The following is a 15,161-nucleotide window of genomic DNA, read 5'->3' as shown; positions in this document are numbered from 1 at the left end:
TCGGTGTGATGCGATCCGGTCACGGAGCCGACGCGGCGGTTGCCGGGGCCAGCTGACGGCTGAGGAACTCGACCTGGTCGCGCACCAGTTCCTCGAAGGTCTCGCCGGTGTAGAAGTCGAAGTGGCCGGCTTCGTACCTTCTGATCTCTCCCTTGGGCGCGGTGCGCGCATACCGGAGGGTCTGGGCGGGAGGGGTGACGGAGTCGGTGTCGCTGACGCAGAAGAGGATCGGCATGGCGACCTTCTTGGCCGCACGCCCCGGCCGGTAGGTGGCGATGGTCGGGATGACCCTTGCTGCCACCTCGTTGCGGAACGTCGTCCCCGTGGGCTGGAGCGCCTGGTATCCGGGCAGGGCGTCGGGGGCGTTCATGAGGGCCGGCGAACCGGGGGCGCCGGCGATGGGCACCATCACGGGTGCCTTCCCGCGGATCCGTGTCGCCAGATCTCGGGCGAGCACTGGAGTGATCCTGAGCGAGGCGAGGGGGCCCAGTGCGAGTGCGGAGGCGAGACCGTCGGTGAACGGGCACTGGGCCACGGCCGCGCGCAGTTCGGGATGGCGTGAGGCGACGGTGATGGCGTGGCCGCCGCCGAAGGAGCTGCCCCAGACCGCGACACGGGAGCGGTCGACGTCGGGGCGGGCCTTGACGTAGGCGAGGGCGGCATCCCAGTCGGCGAGTTGCCGCTTGATCGACAGGAGCTGGCGGGGGTGGCCGCCGCTGTCGCCGAAGTGCCGATAGGTGAAGGCCACGGCCGCGATTCCAGCCTGTGCGAAACGCTCCGCGAAGGCGTCCAGGCGCATTTCGCGGGTGGCGCCGAGGCCGTGGCCGAGGACGACGACGGGCGGGGAGGTGACGCCTGTGGGGAGGTAGAGCCAGCCGGCACATCTGCTGTCGCCGGAGGGGAATGTGATGTCGCGGCGGGTGAAGGAGTGCGGAGTGGTCATCGTCGGCTCACCGTCCGTTCGCCGAGGGGCGCCCGGACACACTGCCCGAGGCGAGTGCCTGCGCGTAGGTGCCCGGCTTGTAGAGCGGGAGTTCGCCGGTGACGTCCGTCGTCGCCATGTAGTTGAGCATCAGTTCCTGGCCTTCCTTCGACATGACCCTGGTGAAGAACTCGGCGCGTTCGACATGCAGGCCGTCCTCCAGCGACATCGATCCGCCGAAGTACACCGACCTCTTGGCGGCCGCGACCGAGCCCTTCGTCCGCTTGCCGAAGTGCTCCGCGAGTTCGACCGCCTGCGCGACGACCTTGTCCTGCGGAACGACCTTGTCCACCGCCCCGTTGGCGAGAGCTTCCGCGGACGTGAACGGCTTGCCCTCGAGAATCGCGGCCAACGAGCGGTGGGTGCCGATCAGACGGGTCAGCCGCTGGGTGCCGCCCCCGCCCGGGATGATGCCGAGGAGGATTTCCGGCTGGCCGATGAAACAGTCCGTGTCGGCCATGACCCGCAGGTCGCACGCCCAGGCGAACTCCGCGCCGAGGCCGAGGGCGGAACCGTTGAGTGCGGCGACGAAGAGGACGCCGCTGCTGTTCATCCGGAGGAAGGTCCTGTGCAGGCGTTCCAGTTGGAGGGCTCCCCGCATCGGGGTCCTGCGCATCACGGACCGGAGGAGACGTGAGCGGTCCACGCGCTTCGCCATGCGTACGACGGCGGCGGCACCGCGCCGGCCGACCGTGGGGCTCGCGGCGCCCTCTTCCTGAAGCCACTGGACCGCGGCGTGACTGACGAACCGCTCCGGATGCGCGCCGGTGAAGACGACGGCACGGATGCCCGGATCGCGGTCGACCCGGTTCACCAGCCTGTCCAGCTGATTGGCGATGTCGAGGCCGAATACCTGGTGCGGGCCACCGTCGACCCGGACGACCAGGACGGCTCCCCGGTCCTCGATCTCCAGTTGGCCCTTGTCTTTGTACGGCATGAATTCTGCTCCCGTGCTGAGTCCATGAGGGTGAAAATGCGTCGGGACATTCGCGGACGCGTTCCCGGCGAGGGGGATCGGGCGGTCCCAGCGGGCCGTGTCCGCACCGGCGGCAGCGTCTGGGACAGTGCGTGATGACGTGTCCAGGGGCGCGCGCCTGTATACGGGTCGGCATGTCGCGTGTGATGTGTACTATTGCCCTGAAGAATCAGATAACCAAGTTATTTCAGGCGTGTCAATGGTGGAGGCGTGCGAGATATGGCAGGGCGGGCGAGGCTCGATGACGCACCGGAGCGGCTTGTGCAGGCGGCCATCGGTCTGTTGGCCGAGCAGGGACCGTCGGCTGTCAAGGCGCGTGCGGTGGCTTCCGCGAGCGGGCTGTCGACGATGGTGGTCTACAGCCACTTCGGTGGGATCCCCGAACTGATGGGCGCCGTTGTCGACCATGGGTTCAAGGAACTCGGCAGAGCGTTTGTCCGGGTGCCGGTGACGGAGGACCCGATCGCGGATCTCTTTGTCATGGCCTTGTCCTGTCGTCGGCTGGCTCGCGAGAACCCTCACCTCTACGACCTGATGTTCGGGCTGTCCACTCGTGCGACGTACCGGCCCCTGTCGGATGCGGACCTTCGCCTGAGTGGGCGCTCGCCGGCTTTTCGGGAGGCCTACGCTCACGTCACCGCTGCGTGCGAACGGCTTGTGGACTCCGGCCGGGTCGAGCGGCAGGAACCCGAGGTCGTGGCCGCGCAGTTGTGGAGCCTGGTCCACGGTTACATCACCCTTGAGTTGGCCGATCACTTCGTCGAGTTCGAGGACGCGGTGGTGCAGGTCCTGCTGCCGCTGGGCGTGAACTTCTCCGTCGGCCTGGGCGACTCGCGGGAACGTGCCGAGGCCTCGCACCAGGCCGGCTCGCTCCTCTACGACTCGCTCGTTGAAGGTCGTTGAAGGTGTTGAAGCTCGATTGAGGGCAGGGTGTTCAGGGTGCCCCGAGCGTGACTAGGACGGCTTGGTCTCCGCAGCGCGGGCATCGCTGCCCGGTGTGAGCTGGTCATGCCTCCCCAGCGCCGCGACCTCCCGTTCGAGGGAGGGAACCGACCGGGCCGCGAAGCGCCTCGCCCAGGGCCACGCCAACGGCGAGTTCAGCGCCGCCTTCGCCCAGTTGGCCACGACGACCGCGCGCGGGACGTACACACGGCTGCGTCGGCGCACGAGCCCGTCGACGATCGCGGCAGCCGCCCGGTCGGCGCTCGTGGTGACGTTGCCCGGGTAGGGCAGCCGTTGGCGCAGGCTCTGGAACGACGGGAGGTCCGCCTCGGCGCCGCGGACGAGGTCCGTGTCGATCCAGGAGGGGTGCACAAGGCCGACCGTGACCCCGAGGTGCGCCACCTCCTGGCGGTAGGTGAGGGCGAGGAGTTCAGCCGCGGCCTTGCTCGCGCCGTAGGAGGCCATCGCGGCGAGCGGCATGAAGGACAGCGCGGATGCCACGACCAGCACATGGCCGCGGCTGCGCTCCAGGTGCGGCGTCGCGTACTTGAGGGTGCGGAAGACGCCGTTCAGATTGATGTCCAGGACCCGCTCGAACGACGCCTCGTCCGTCTGTCGCACCGTTCCGTACGCCACCACGCCGGCGTTGGCGACCACGAGGTCGATGCCGCCCATGACCTCCGCTGCCTCGTCGATCGCCGACCGTAGAGCGGCGCCGTCGCGTACGTCGGCCTCCCGCCAGGACGCGGTGGGGCCCAGGTCGTCAGCGAGGGCGCGCAACCGATCGGGCTCCAGGCCGATCACGGTCACTTGGGCCCCTCGGACGGCGGCGAGGCGGGCCACTTTCTCGCCGATGCCGCGTGCTGCTCCGGTGACAACCAGTTTTCTGCCCAGCAAGTCACGTTTCATGGCGGCAACATAACTTCGTTATTGATAGAGCGCAAGACGTCGTTCACATCAGCGCCGTGCTGACCTGCTGGGTCTCCTGACCGGACGAACCTATGCTGGCTGTCATGAGGCGGACATCCTTTGCGCAGTGGCCCTGCTCGATCGCCCGGACCATGGACCTGCTGGGGGACTGGTGGACGCCCTTGGTGCTGCGGGAGGCGTTCTACGGGATCGGGCGGTTCGACGCTTTCCAGGATTCGCTGGGGATCGCCCGCAACACGCTCGCGGACCGGCTGCGCCGTCTGGTGGAGGAGGGGCTGCTGGAGAAGCGGCCCTACCAGACGGAGCCCGTTCGTTACGACTACGTGCTTACCGAGAAGGGCCGCGATTTCTACGGCGTGCTGCTGGTGATGAACCGGTGGGGGGACCGTTGGCTGGCCGGCGAGGCGGGCCCGCCGGTGTCCATGCATCACGATGCGTGCGGCCAGGAGACGCACGCCGAGGTGGTGTGCGCGGCATGCGGGGATCCGATGACGGCGGACAACACTCACCCCCGGATGGGGCCCGGCTACCCGCCGCATCTGGCCGAGCGGCCGGATGTGCGGGAGCGTTTCGCGGGCTGACGTGTCATGGCGCGGAGCGGGCGCCTCCCCTTGACAAGTAAGTCTATCTACGCAACTTTGCTGGTCAGTTACTTACCTGAGAGTTCTCGGTGACTGGAGGCCGCGGAGTCATGGAGTGGACGGGTGCGCGCTATGCGGACAAGCCGACAGCGGAGGTCCACACCTGGATCGCCGCCCCGCCGACACGGGTGTGGTCGCTGGTGTGCGACATCGAGCTGATGCCGCGGAACAGCTCCGAGCTGCAGTCGGTGCAATGGCTGGACGGCCGGAGCGGCCCCGCGCTGGGAGCCCGATTCATCGGCCGGAGCAAGCACGAGGCGCTGGGGGACTGGACCACCACCTCCCACATCGTCGAGTACGAGCCGCCCGGAGTGCTCGCCTGGGCGGTCGAGGATCCCCAACACCCCACCGCGCTATGGCGGTTCACGCTGGAGCCGCAGAACGGCGGCACTCTGCTGCGGGAATGGATGCAGATGGGTCCCGCCCGCTCGGGCCTCTCCTTCGCCATCGATCGCATGCCGGAGAAGGAGCAGAAGATCGTCTTCGTGCGCATGCGGGAGTTCGAGGCCAACATGGCCGTCACCATCGAAGAGATCAAGAAGCTGGCCGAGAGCAGCGCCCAGGCCTCGGACAAGGCGGGCCTGTGATGCGTACCTCCACCACGATCGAAGCGTCCGGGGGCGACTGGCGGGAGATCGTCGACTACGTCACCGAAGCGGAGAAGCTCGGTCTGGACATCTGCTGGGTGGCCGAGGCGTGGGGCTCGGAGGCACCCTCGCCGTTGGGCTACCTTGCCGCCAAGACCGAACGCCTGCTTCTCGGTTCGGGCATCATCCAACTCGGCACCCGCACCCCGATGGCCATCGCCCGCGCCGCGATCACGTTGTCGCAGATCTCCCAGGGGCGCTTCCTCCTCGGACTGGGCCCCTCGGGACCGCAGGTGGTCGAAGGGCTGCACGGCGTGCCCTTCGACCGGCCGCTTTCCCGGATGCGCGAGACCGTCGAGATCGTGCGGCAGGCCGCCTCGGGCGACAAGATCTCCTACGTCGGGCGCGAATTCCGGATCCCGCTGCCGGGCGAGGCGAAACCCATGCGTCTGTCGATGCGAGCCGAGCACGACATCCCCGTCTACCTCGCGACGCTCTCGCCGAAAATGCTGCACCTGACCGGTGAGATCGCGGACGGCTGGCTGGGTACCAGCTTCGTGCCCGAGGGCGCCAAGGCGGCGTACTTCGACCACTTGGACGAGGGACTGACCGCAGCCGGTCGAAGCCGCTCGGACCTCGACATCTGCCAGGGTGCCGAGGTCGCCTTCGCGGATGACGAGGGCACGCTTCGCGTGATGGTGGCCGGACGCAAGAAGGAGCTGGCCTTCAGCCTCGGCGGCATGGGATCCGCGACCACGAACTTCTACAACAACGCCTACAGCCGCCAGGGCTGGGCCGAGGTCGCGGCCGACGTCCGCAGCCGCTGGCAGGCCGGGGACCGGGACGGCGCGGCCGCCCTCGTCACCGACGAGATGGTGCTGGCGACCACGCTCATCGGGACCGAGGACATGGTGCGCGAGCGACTGCGCGTGTGGCGCGACGCAGGTGTCGACACCGTCCGCTTCTACCCCGCCGGCGACACCCTCGAAGCCCGACTCGCCACCCTGGGCCGGGCCATCGAGCTGGTCCGGGACATCGAGGTCGGGGCGGCACGGTAGGCGCGGATCACGCCGCCGAGGAGGACCGCTATGCGTCGGCGCTGTCCGGGAGGCTCTGGTTCAGGTCAACCGTGGCGCTGACGTCTTCGGCCGCCAGGCCGGACATCAGCAAGGCGATCGCCCGGAACGTCCTGGTCAGGGCGGACTCCCGGTCCGTCGCGGCGGCGATGATCTGGTTGCCCTCGCACAGGCCGGCCAGCAGTAGGCGTGCGGTGGTGGCGACGGGTACGTCCGGCTTCAGATCGCCGCGTTCGGCCAGAGCGGTCAGCAGTCGTTCGATCGGCGGCTGGGCGACGGCGTCGTTGATCTGCCGGTACCGCTCTCCCAGGACCGAGGGCGCCTGGACCATCAGCTCACGGTGCAGAGGGTCGTCGATGGTCCGCCGCAGGAAGGCGTGCGTCAGGTTGGACACGGCGGTCATCGCGGAACCGTCCGGCGAGGCGCGGACCGCTTCCGACGTCGCGTCGCTCAGGGCCCCGACCTGCTCAAGCAGCTCCGTGTAGAGCTCGGCGAACATCGCCTTCTTGTCCGGGAAGTGGTGGTAGAAGGTGCCCTTGCTCACCAGCGCGGCCCCGGTGACGGCCTCGACGGACGTGTCGGCGAATCCATTGTCGACGAACAGCTTGCGGGCGGCCGCCACCAGGTCTGCCCGGGTCTGCTCCGCGTACATCTGCCGTCGGTTTGGCCCTCTCATGCCCACCATCGTATATTCGATGACCTGAGGTCAGTGAATGACTCTTGGTCAGTCGATGGCGGTCGGGACGACGTCCTCCGGAAGGCAGGCGGAGCCGTGGAGAAGCGCAGGATCGTGTTGCTGGGCGCAACCGGATACACCGGGCAACGGGTGCTCCGGGAGCTGCTGGCCAGAGGTGAGAAGCCGACCCTGGTCGGGCGCAGCCGAGCCAGGATGCTGACCCTGGCCGAGCGCTTCGAGGTGGACCTGGCCGTGGCCGAGGTCGACGTCACCTCGACAACCGAACTCGCGCGCCTCCTGGAGCCCAGTGACGTGGTCGTCTCCACGATCGGGCCGTTCATGCAGCTCGGGATGGCCACGGTCACGGCAGCCGCGCGAGCCGGTGCGCACTACTTCGACTCCACGGGGGAGGGGACCTTCGCCCGCCGCGTCCTCCTGGAGCTGGACTCCGTCGCGGCGGACCGGGGAGCGACCCTCGTGCCCGCGTTCGGCTACGACTACGTGCCGGGCAACCTCGCCGGAGCGCTCGCCCTGACGCGGGCGGGCGAGCGGGCCCGCCACGTGGAGACCGGCTACTTCATCACCCGTCCCGGGCGCGGGGACGACCTGCGCTACCGCAGCACTCTGCGCGACGCCTTCACCCTTACCACGGGGGGCACGCGACAGACGCTGGTCGGCGCGGCGGCCGAGGACGGGTTCGCCTATCGCAGCCCGCGCCCCGGGATGTCCGCCCGCGTGGTCGACGAGCGCCCCGCCAAACGAGTGCGTACCTTCCACTACGGCGGTGTGAAGCGCGTCGCCATGACCGTCCCGGGTACGGAGCATCTCGGACTGCCGGAGATCTTCCCGCAGTTGGAGAGTGTCGAGGTGGGGCTGGGCTGGTTCGGTCGATGGACGCGACCGGTACAGATCGCCGCCACGCTCCAGGCGCCGCTGCTGCGTTCGGCGAAGGTCCGGGCAGCGCTGGCGCGGTGGTCCGAGCGGCTCCCGGGATCGGACCGCGAACCGGACCCCGACGGCCGTTCCCTGGTGATCGCCGTCGCCCGCGACAGCGGCGGCAGGCCCCTGGCGACGACGGCCCTGACCGGTCCGGATCCGTACGAGATGACGGGATCCCTCCTGGCCTGGGGCGCCGTCCACGCGGCGGCGCCGGATGCCGTCCTCAAGCCCGGCGCGCACGGCCCGGTCGCGGCCTTCGGGCTCGACACCCTCAGGCTCGGTGCCATGGAGGCCGGGGTGCACGAGGTCGACGCCGCGTCGGCCCGCCGTCGATGACTGCCGTACGGGCATAGATCACGCCATCGGGACGCTGAAGCGGAGGCCCCGGGAGACTGCCGCCGAGGCGGTCGACCGTGCGGTCGCCTCCCTCGCCTGGGGCGGTCGCTTGCGGCGGGCGGTAGCGCAAGCCACCGTTGTTGAGTTGATGACAGGTTGTTCGATCGGGAGCGAGCCGCCCCTCGCGGGGGGACCGGTCGCCCCAGCGGAAAGGAACCGTCCATGGACGAGCAGGGTGAGCGCTTCGACGTCGTCGTACTCGGCGCGGGCCCCGGCGGATATGTTGCCGCCATCCGGGCCGCCCAGCTGGGCAAGCGTGTCGCGGTGGTCGAGGAGAAGTACTGGGGCGGTGTCTGTCTGAACGTGGGCTGTATCCCCACCAAGGCCCTGCTGCGCAATGCCGAACTGGCACACATCTTCACGCGCGAGGCGAAGACCTTCGGCATCAAGGTCGACGGCGAGGTCTCCTTCGACTACGGCGAGGCGTTCCGCCGCAGTCGCAAGGTCGCGGACGGCCGGGTCAAGGGCGTCCACTACCTGATGAAGAAGAACAAGATCACGGAAATCAGCGGTCGCGGCACGTTCCTCGACCCGCACACGATCCAGGTGGCCGACTACGACGGCAACACCCGGGCCATCGGCTTCGACCAGTGCATCATCGCCACCGGCGCGACTCCCAAGCTGCTGCCCGGCACCCGCCGCACCTCCCGGGTGGTGACGTTCGAGGAGCAGATCCTCGCCGAGGATCTTCCGCAGTCCATCGTCATCGCGGGCGCCGGCGCGATCGGCATCGAGTTCGCGTACGTCCTGCACAACTACGGTGTGAAGGTCACGATCGTCGAGTTCCTGGACCGGGTCGCCCCGCTGGAGGACGCCGAGGTCTCCGCCGAACTGGCCAAGCAGTACCGGAAGTCGGGCATCGATGTGCTCACCTCCACCCGCGTCGAGTCGATCGACGAGTCGGGCGCGCAGGTCCGCGTCACGGTCACCGGCAAGGACGGCGCCCAGCAGGTCCTGGAGGCCGACAAGGTCCTGCAGGCCATCGGCTTCGCGCCGAACGTGACCGGCTACGGCCTGGAGAACACGGGCGTCAAGGTCACCGAGCGCGGCGCGATCGACGTCGACGGCCGCTGCCGTACCTCCGTCCCGCACATCTACGCCATCGGTGACGTCACCGCGAAGCTGATGCTCGCGCATGCCGCCGAGGCGATGGGCGTCATCGCCGCCGAGACGCTCGCGGGCGCGGAGACCATGGAGCTGGACTATGTGATGATCCCGCGGTCCACCTTCTGCCAGCCCCAGATCGCCAGCTTCGGCTACACCGAGGAGCAGGCGAGGGAGAAGGGATTCGACGTCCAGGTCGCCAAGTTCCCGTTCACCGCCAACGCCAAGGCCCACGGCCTGGGCGATGCGACCGGTTTCGTGAAGCTGATCAGCGATGCCACGCACGGAGAGCTGATCGGCGGGCACCTCATCGGCCCCGACGTCACCGAACTGCTGCCGGAGCTGACACTGGCCCAGCAGTGGGACCTCACCGTCCACGAGGTCGCCCGCAACGTCCACGCCCACCCCACCCTGGGAGAAGCGGTCAAGGAAGCGGTCCACGGCCTCGCGGGCCACATGATCAACATGTAGCGAACGGCGCCGGGCCCCTTGGCACTCGGATCGGTCCCGTGACCTCCGACTGCCAAGGGGCCCGGACATCGCCGCGAAGCGTTCCGGCCGAACTCCGACATCCAGGATGGTCCGCACCGCATGGCGACTCTCCCACCAAGGACGAGCTCATCGGGGCGTACCTGAAGTCACTGATGGACGATCTGCTGCCTGTCCCTCAGTCGCCTGACGATCCGACACCGAGCCCGCGGGACCGGCTCCTCGCCGTCTTCGACTGGGCGCGCCCGGAAACCATCGATCCGTTCCGAGGGTGTCCGTTCCTGAACGTCAGCGACGAAGTGCCCGACCCGGGGCACCCCGCCCATCAACTGCCCACGGCGTACAAGAGGGAGTTCGCCAGTCGGCTTGCGGACATCGCGCGGGACGGCGGGGCCGCCGATCCGGAAGTCCTCGGCGAGCAACTGGCGCTGCTCTTCGACGGCGCGGCGGCACGCGGCACCGCGGTCAACAGCACGCACACCGCCGGGTGCGCGCGATCCATTGCCGAGGTGCTGGTCGATGGCGCCCTCGTTGCGCGCCCTGGCCAACTCTCAGGGTGAGTCTTCGTAGAGGGTGGCAATCGCGACGGCGCGATTGCGCAGTGAGGTGCGCAACGACCCCGGGGCCAAAGCCTCAGCGTCTGTGCCGAGTTGCCACAGCGCCCACTCGGCGTGTCGTAAGTCCTGGAACGTCACCTCCAGCCGCAGTCGGCCGTCTGCGTCGGGTGCTGCGGCGCGGACGGCCACTGCGGTGCTCAGCAGGTCTTCGCGGCGCTCCGGGTTCACCCGTATCAGCACGGAGATATGGTCGCTGGAGAGAAACTGCGCGCAGCGTTCCCGCCACAGCAGGTCCAGATCGACTCGGTTCGGTCGCTGTGCCGGCTCGGGGAGTTCCTCGGCGGCCACCACACGTGACAGCCGATAGGTGCGGTCCGCGCCAGATCTCGTGGCCAGCAGGTAGCCCCGGTCGCGTACGGTGACCAGGCCGATCGGGTCCACCGTGCGCCACTGTGGTGTCTGGTCCGTGGCCGAGTAATGGATACGGAGTTTGTGCCCGGCCAGCACCGCGCGCCGGATCTCGATCATTGCCGTGCCGGGCACCTCCTCAGGCGGGGGCCGGCGTGAAAGCAGGTCGGTCTCCGGTTCGACGAGAAAACGCTGGGCGGCGTCGCTCGCCGTGGCCCGATTGCTTTCCGGCAGCGCGTCAACCACCTTGCGCATGGCCGAAGCGAGCGCCGAGCCGAGGCCGAACACCCGCTCGCCGTGCCCCGATCCGGCGGTCAGCAAGGCAAGGGCCTCGTCATGGTTCAGTCCGGTGAGCTCGGTCCTAAAACCGGGCAACAACGCGAACCCGCCGTGCCGGCCGCGTTCGGCATAGACCGGGACGCCGGCTGCGGACAGCGCCTCGATGTCGCGCAGCACGGTACGGGTGGATACCTCCAGCTCGCGGGCCAGCGTTTCGGCAGTCAGCCGACCACGCTGACGCAGCAGCAGCACCAGCGAGACCAACCGATCGGCGCGCATGCGAAAACCCTATCGAATACATGACCAAGGGTGTCGTGATTTGTTGGAAGGCTCGTGAGCACCGACGTCAACACGATGGCGGTTGTCGCGCCGATGCGCGTACGCACTCCCGATGAATCCAATGGAGCTGATGTGGCAGTGGAACGAACGGCAGTCAACCCGGCGACGTGGTCGGTGGAGATGGGCTTCAACCAGGGTGAGATCGTCTCCGGGCACACCCGGACCCTGTACTGCTCCGGTCAGACCGCGATGAGCGCCGACGGCAAGCCACAGCACGAAGGTGACATGGCCGCACAGTTGGCGCTGAGCCTCGACAACCTGGAGGCCGTGCTCGGTGCGGCCGGCATGTCCCTCGCCAACCTCGTCCGGCTCAACGTCTACACCACCGACGTCGATCTGCTGTTCCCGCACTATGGCGTGCTGGCGTCGCGGTTGGGCGCCGCCGGGGTGGCACCGACCACCACGATGCTCGGGGTAACACGGCTGGCCATCCCCGGCCAGATGATCGAGCTCGAGGGGACCGCCGTCGAGTGATGCGACCTCTCGCCCACGGCGTGACACCGCCTCATCGGCCCACCGGGCTCATCCCGTGGACAGGGTCCGGGCCCTGCGGTATTCGCCGCGTGCGAGCAGGGAGAACGTCACCGTGGCGAGCAGTGCCACGGCGACGATCGCCCACTCCAGGGCGCCACTGTGCTGGTCGGGGTCGACTCCGAAGACTTCCTCGATCCAGTCGGGCCAGATGAGAGTCACCAGGAAGAGCAGCCCGCACACAGCGGCGGCCACTGCCTCGATCCGACCCCGCAAACGCATGTTTCGTGTCATCGCCGTCACCTTCGATGAGTGCCGAGTCGAGGATGGGTTCAGACCGTCGACAGGTCGATTCGGAACATGCCGCGGCCGTGCGTGGCGCTGATCAGCGTCTCGTCCATCCAGAACAGCTGGTCGACAGAGCAGTTGGTCGGGCCTTCGTTGGTCGCCGACCAGGTCACCCCGCCGTCGTCACTGGCGAAGAGCCCGACCTCCGTACCGCAGTAGAGCAATTCGGTACGGCGAGGATGGATGGCGACCGCCCGGATCGGCACGTCCGGCAGCGTCTGCGCGAGCTGCGTCCACCGGGCGCCGCCGTCATGGGTCACCCAGAGGTTGTCCGCCTCGAACCCGCCGAAGGCTACGAAGACGGTGTCCGGGGCCGCCGGATCGACGGTGATGGAGGTGCAGTAGCGACTCGGCCGCAACGGACTGGGCCCGGTCACCCCGACACGCTCCCAAGTCGGAGTCGCCGCCGTGCCGTTGGCGGTGCGGAACAGCATGCCGTTGACGTGCCCTACCCAGATCAGGTCCGAGTTGCCGTGTGCCACCGTCAGCGCGCTGATGTTCGCACCGGCGCTGGGTTTGACGGACCGCCAAGCAGGCCCGGACGTGGGCGTGTTGGTCTCGTTGGCGTTGTTCGTCCGCCATAGCGACAGGCCGCCGGCGAGCAGCCGGTCGGAGTTGTTGGGATCCAGCGTGAACGGGGCGATGAAGAGCGCCTTGTTGTTCTTCGCGTCCGGAATGAGGAAGGGTACCGGCTTCCAGTCCCAGTCCCTGATGTCGTCGTTCCAGAACTGGCCGCTGATGTAGCGGTCGCCACCGGTGTCGTCGCTGGTGCCGCCGTCGATGTTGCGGTGGATGTTCAGGAAGACGTACTCGCCGTAGAACACCTCGGGATCGTCCGGGTCAGCCGCGCACCAGCCACCGTCACCGCCGAAGATCTGCTGCCAGCCGTCGGTGCCCTGCGCGGGGTCGAAGCAGATGGTGCCGTTGTCCTGGGCACCCCCGATGATCTTTCCGCTGAGCCGGTTGCCGGCTCCGGAGTAGAACTGGGTGACGCCGTAGTTGTTGTCCAGCTCGGTCCAGCCATGGACGAACGGTGCCTCCGGCTCAGTACCGGTCTGCGCCAAGTCGTCCGCCTTGAACACTCCGCCGTCGTTGCCGAAGAAGACCGTCCGGTTGGTGGTCCCGTCGTAGGAAGGGTGCGAGACGATGGCGTGGTGGTCGGCGTGCACCGACTGCCCGTCCCACCAGGTGCTGATCTCGGTGATGTGGTCACCGCCGTCCGTGCTGCGCCACAGATCGACGCCGCCGAGCACGACGAGTTTCTCGTTCGTCGGGTCGCCGGCCCACACCGCGTTGCCGTACCAGCCCTGGTCGCCCAGATAGTCGGCCACGTGGCCGCTGAGGTCGAGGGTCTTGCGCGACTGGTAGGTCAGGCCGCCGTCCGTCGAGCGCCAGATACGGCCGCTGGTCATCTGGACCGAGGCGTAGACGATGCGGGGGTCCTTGGCCGCGTAGGCGAGCTCCACCCGGCCCGACCACGGGCCGTGCGTCGCCGACTGCCAGGTCTGTCCGCCGTCGGTGCTGGCGAAGGCCGCGCCGGCGCCCAGCGCTCCCGCGACGGCGCGGCTGCCGTCGGTGGGGTCGAAAAGGACGACGCCGAGCGGGACGTCCAGGACCTGTGTCCACGTCTTGCGCTCTGCGTCGGCGCAGCGGAAAAGGCCGGTAGCGGTGGCCGCGAGGACCACCTCGCCGTTGGGAGAGAGCGCGATCCGGGTCACGGCGCGGAAGTCCGTGGTCTGTGTCGTGGTGATCGGTGCCCAGTTGACGCCGTCGGTGGTCTGGAACACGCCGTTGCCACGCAGCGCGTCGGAGTTGGAGAAACCCTCGCCGGTGCCTGCGTAGATGGTCGTCGGGTCCGTCGGGTCCATGGTCAGGCAGGAGCACGCCAGGTTGCCGAGGAAGTCGTCGACGGGTGCCCACTGCCCTCCGCCGTCCTGGGTGTGCCACACTCCGCCGCCGGAGCTTGCGGCCCACATCTTCAGGGGCTCCTCAGGGTGGATCGCGATGCCGCGAGTACGGCCGCCAATGTTGCCGGGGCCGAGCCACTCCCACTGGGTGAGCTGCATCCCGGCCGTCGGCGTCGGGCCGCCCGCGAGATTCTCGCTGGTCAGACCGGTGGGCACACCCGCGGTCTGTGCAGCGGGGGCCACGCTGTCGTCCATCCGCGAGCGCAACCGGTCGAGGGCGACTCCCTGGGCGTGTGCCGGGACGGTGCCGTCGTCACCGCGGTCCTGTTCGAGCCTGAACTGCCGTCGCGCGTTGGGCAGATCAGGGTAGTTCAGACGACGCAGGGCCCGACGTATCGCCGCGTCCGACAGTCCCAGGAGAGTCCCGTTTGTCGCGCCACGGCTTCTGCGCAGCAGCGGCACCTGCTCGATCCTGATGTTCTTCGCCCGCGCCAGCTGTTCATCGGAGATGGTCATAACGCCCCCAGATGAGGATGCGGTGAACCTCCACCCGAAACACTGCTCGCTGTGCGGAGATCCGGCAATCGAATCCCGGAAAGCGAGTGACGCAACTACGCTCTGCGTCACGTGTGTTGTCACGCTGTGGCCAGAGCTTGCGAGCTCGTCGGCGCGTGCGGTTCGCGACCGGTCGAGTCGAGGGCCTCTCACTATCGTCACCCCGGGGGCCGGGGGGTGCCAACTCTTGGCGGGGCGGTGGCCTGCCCGAACGGCCCGACTCGTCGCACCGGAGTCGTTCAGACCGCGAAACCGGCCCGATTTCAGCCAGCGACGTGAATCCAGGACCACCGTCAGCCGCCCCCGCTGCCATCCCGAAGCGGGGGCGGTCAGCAGCCTCACCGCCACGAGCCAATCAGCGGATCAAGGGCTCTGGGGTGGGCAGTTGGAGGTCTGCTTGAGGGTGGGTTGAGGGAGGCGTTGGTGGGGGGTGGGCGGGGCTAGCGTGTGGTGTGGCGCGGGTTTTTGGCCATGGAAGGGAACGTGCGAGGGCTCGACGACTGTTTGGGGGATGGTGTGAGGATTCAGGTTCTGGGTCCGTTGAGTGCCGAGGTCAACG

General features: G+C 68.5%; 15 protein-coding genes. 8 read left to right on the top strand and 7 right to left on the bottom strand.

The annotated features are described in order from the left end of the window. Nucleotides 1–19 precede the first annotated feature (19 nt). Together ACN6LB_RS29780 and ACN6LB_RS29775 are read right to left on the bottom strand one after the other, a co-directional pair. Complete coding sequence (locus tag ACN6LB_RS29780) at nucleotides 20–943, bottom strand: alpha/beta hydrolase (RefSeq protein ID WP_445028560.1); 924 nt, start codon at nucleotides 941–943, stop codon at nucleotides 20–22. 7 nt (nucleotides 944–950) lie between these two features. Beyond that, on the bottom strand, nucleotides 951–1,919 hold the full coding sequence (locus ACN6LB_RS29775) for an enoyl-CoA hydratase/isomerase family protein (protein ID WP_445028559.1): 969 nt from the start codon (nucleotides 1,917–1,919) through the stop codon (nucleotides 951–953). 258 nt (nucleotides 1,920–2,177) lie between these two features. Here ACN6LB_RS29775 and ACN6LB_RS29770 point away from each other — a divergent pair, with 258 nt between their 5' ends. Next, the gene (locus ACN6LB_RS29770; RefSeq protein WP_445028558.1) at nucleotides 2,178–2,861 is read left to right on the top strand and encodes a TetR/AcrR family transcriptional regulator; all 684 of its coding nucleotides are present in this window, start codon (nucleotides 2,178–2,180) and stop codon (nucleotides 2,859–2,861) included. Nucleotides 2,862–2,912: 51 nt separating this feature from the next. On the opposite strand, the gene ACN6LB_RS29765 is transcribed toward ACN6LB_RS29770, so the two are convergent. Next, nucleotides 2,913–3,809 carry an SDR family oxidoreductase gene (locus tag ACN6LB_RS29765; RefSeq protein ID WP_445028557.1) on the bottom strand — a complete coding sequence of 299 codons (897 nt, stop codon included), beginning with the start codon at nucleotides 3,807–3,809 and terminating at the stop codon, nucleotides 2,913–2,915. Between the two features lie 104 nt (nucleotides 3,810–3,913). On the opposite strand from ACN6LB_RS29765, the gene ACN6LB_RS29760 reads away from it, so the two are divergent. The 3 genes from ACN6LB_RS29760 to ACN6LB_RS29750 all read left to right on the top strand — a co-directional run bounded on the left by ACN6LB_RS29760 (nucleotide 3,914) and on the right by ACN6LB_RS29750 (nucleotide 6,116). Continuing rightward, entirely contained in the window at nucleotides 3,914–4,411 is a 498-nt protein-coding gene (locus tag ACN6LB_RS29760; protein ID WP_445028556.1) for a winged helix-turn-helix transcriptional regulator, read from the top strand. A 110-nt stretch (nucleotides 4,412–4,521) separates the two neighbouring features. Continuing rightward, nucleotides 4,522–5,058 (top strand): SRPBCC family protein, encoded by a 537-nt coding sequence (locus ACN6LB_RS29755; RefSeq protein ID WP_445028555.1) that lies wholly within the window; start codon nucleotides 4,522–4,524, stop codon nucleotides 5,056–5,058. Then, nucleotides 5,058–6,116 (top strand): LLM class flavin-dependent oxidoreductase, encoded by a 1,059-nt coding sequence (locus ACN6LB_RS29750; RefSeq protein ID WP_445028554.1) that lies wholly within the window; start codon nucleotides 5,058–5,060, stop codon nucleotides 6,114–6,116. The genes ACN6LB_RS29755 and ACN6LB_RS29750 overlap by 1 nt, the downstream gene beginning before the upstream one ends. A 28-nt stretch (nucleotides 6,117–6,144) precedes the next feature. Here ACN6LB_RS29750 and ACN6LB_RS29745 read toward each other — a convergent pair whose 3' ends face one another. After that, on the bottom strand, nucleotides 6,145–6,810 hold the full coding sequence (locus ACN6LB_RS29745; RefSeq protein WP_445028553.1) for a TetR/AcrR family transcriptional regulator: 666 nt from the start codon (nucleotides 6,808–6,810) through the stop codon (nucleotides 6,145–6,147). 96 nt (nucleotides 6,811–6,906) lie between these two features. Between ACN6LB_RS29745 and ACN6LB_RS29740 the strand changes: the two genes are divergently transcribed. The 3 genes from ACN6LB_RS29740 to ACN6LB_RS29730 all read left to right on the top strand — a co-directional run bounded on the left by ACN6LB_RS29740 (nucleotide 6,907) and on the right by ACN6LB_RS29730 (nucleotide 10,298). After that, complete coding sequence (locus ACN6LB_RS29740) at nucleotides 6,907–8,085, top strand: saccharopine dehydrogenase NADP-binding domain-containing protein (RefSeq protein ID WP_445028552.1); 1,179 nt, start codon at nucleotides 6,907–6,909, stop codon at nucleotides 8,083–8,085. 222 nt (nucleotides 8,086–8,307) lie between these two features. Next, a complete protein-coding gene (gene lpdA / locus ACN6LB_RS29735) occupies nucleotides 8,308–9,720 on the top strand; it encodes a dihydrolipoyl dehydrogenase (RefSeq protein WP_445028551.1) in 1,413 nt (470 codons plus the stop codon). A gap of 173 nt (nucleotides 9,721–9,893) precedes the next feature. Continuing rightward, the gene (locus tag ACN6LB_RS29730) at nucleotides 9,894–10,298 is read left to right on the top strand and encodes a hypothetical protein (protein WP_445028550.1); all 405 of its coding nucleotides are present in this window, start codon (nucleotides 9,894–9,896) and stop codon (nucleotides 10,296–10,298) included. On the opposite strand, the gene ACN6LB_RS29725 is transcribed toward ACN6LB_RS29730, so the two are convergent. Then, complete coding sequence (locus ACN6LB_RS29725) at nucleotides 10,290–11,261, bottom strand: helix-turn-helix transcriptional regulator (protein WP_445028549.1); 972 nt, start codon at nucleotides 11,259–11,261, stop codon at nucleotides 10,290–10,292. The two genes, ACN6LB_RS29730 and ACN6LB_RS29725, sit on opposite strands and share 9 nt — an antisense overlap. 138 nt (nucleotides 11,262–11,399) lie before the next feature. On the opposite strand from ACN6LB_RS29725, the gene ACN6LB_RS29720 reads away from it, so the two are divergent. Further along, nucleotides 11,400–11,795 carry a RidA family protein gene (locus ACN6LB_RS29720; RefSeq protein WP_445028605.1) on the top strand — a complete coding sequence of 132 codons (396 nt, stop codon included), beginning with the start codon at nucleotides 11,400–11,402 and terminating at the stop codon, nucleotides 11,793–11,795. 48 nt (nucleotides 11,796–11,843) lie between these two features. On the opposite strand, the gene ACN6LB_RS29715 is transcribed toward ACN6LB_RS29720, so the two are convergent. Beyond that, nucleotides 11,844–12,086, bottom strand: a complete 243-nt coding sequence (locus tag ACN6LB_RS29715) for an ABC transporter permease (RefSeq protein WP_356139124.1) — start codon at nucleotides 12,084–12,086, stop codon at nucleotides 11,844–11,846. A gap of 38 nt (nucleotides 12,087–12,124) precedes the next feature. Next, on the bottom strand, nucleotides 12,125–14,563 hold the full coding sequence (locus ACN6LB_RS29710; RefSeq protein WP_445028548.1) for a WD40/YVTN/BNR-like repeat-containing protein: 2,439 nt from the start codon (nucleotides 14,561–14,563) through the stop codon (nucleotides 12,125–12,127). Between the last annotated feature and the right edge of the window lie 598 nt (nucleotides 14,564–15,161).

Source organism: Streptomyces sp. SAS_270, assembly GCF_052543295.1.
The sequence above is the reverse complement of the archived record's forward strand: the minus strand, read 5'-3'. Positions and strand labels throughout refer to the sequence as shown.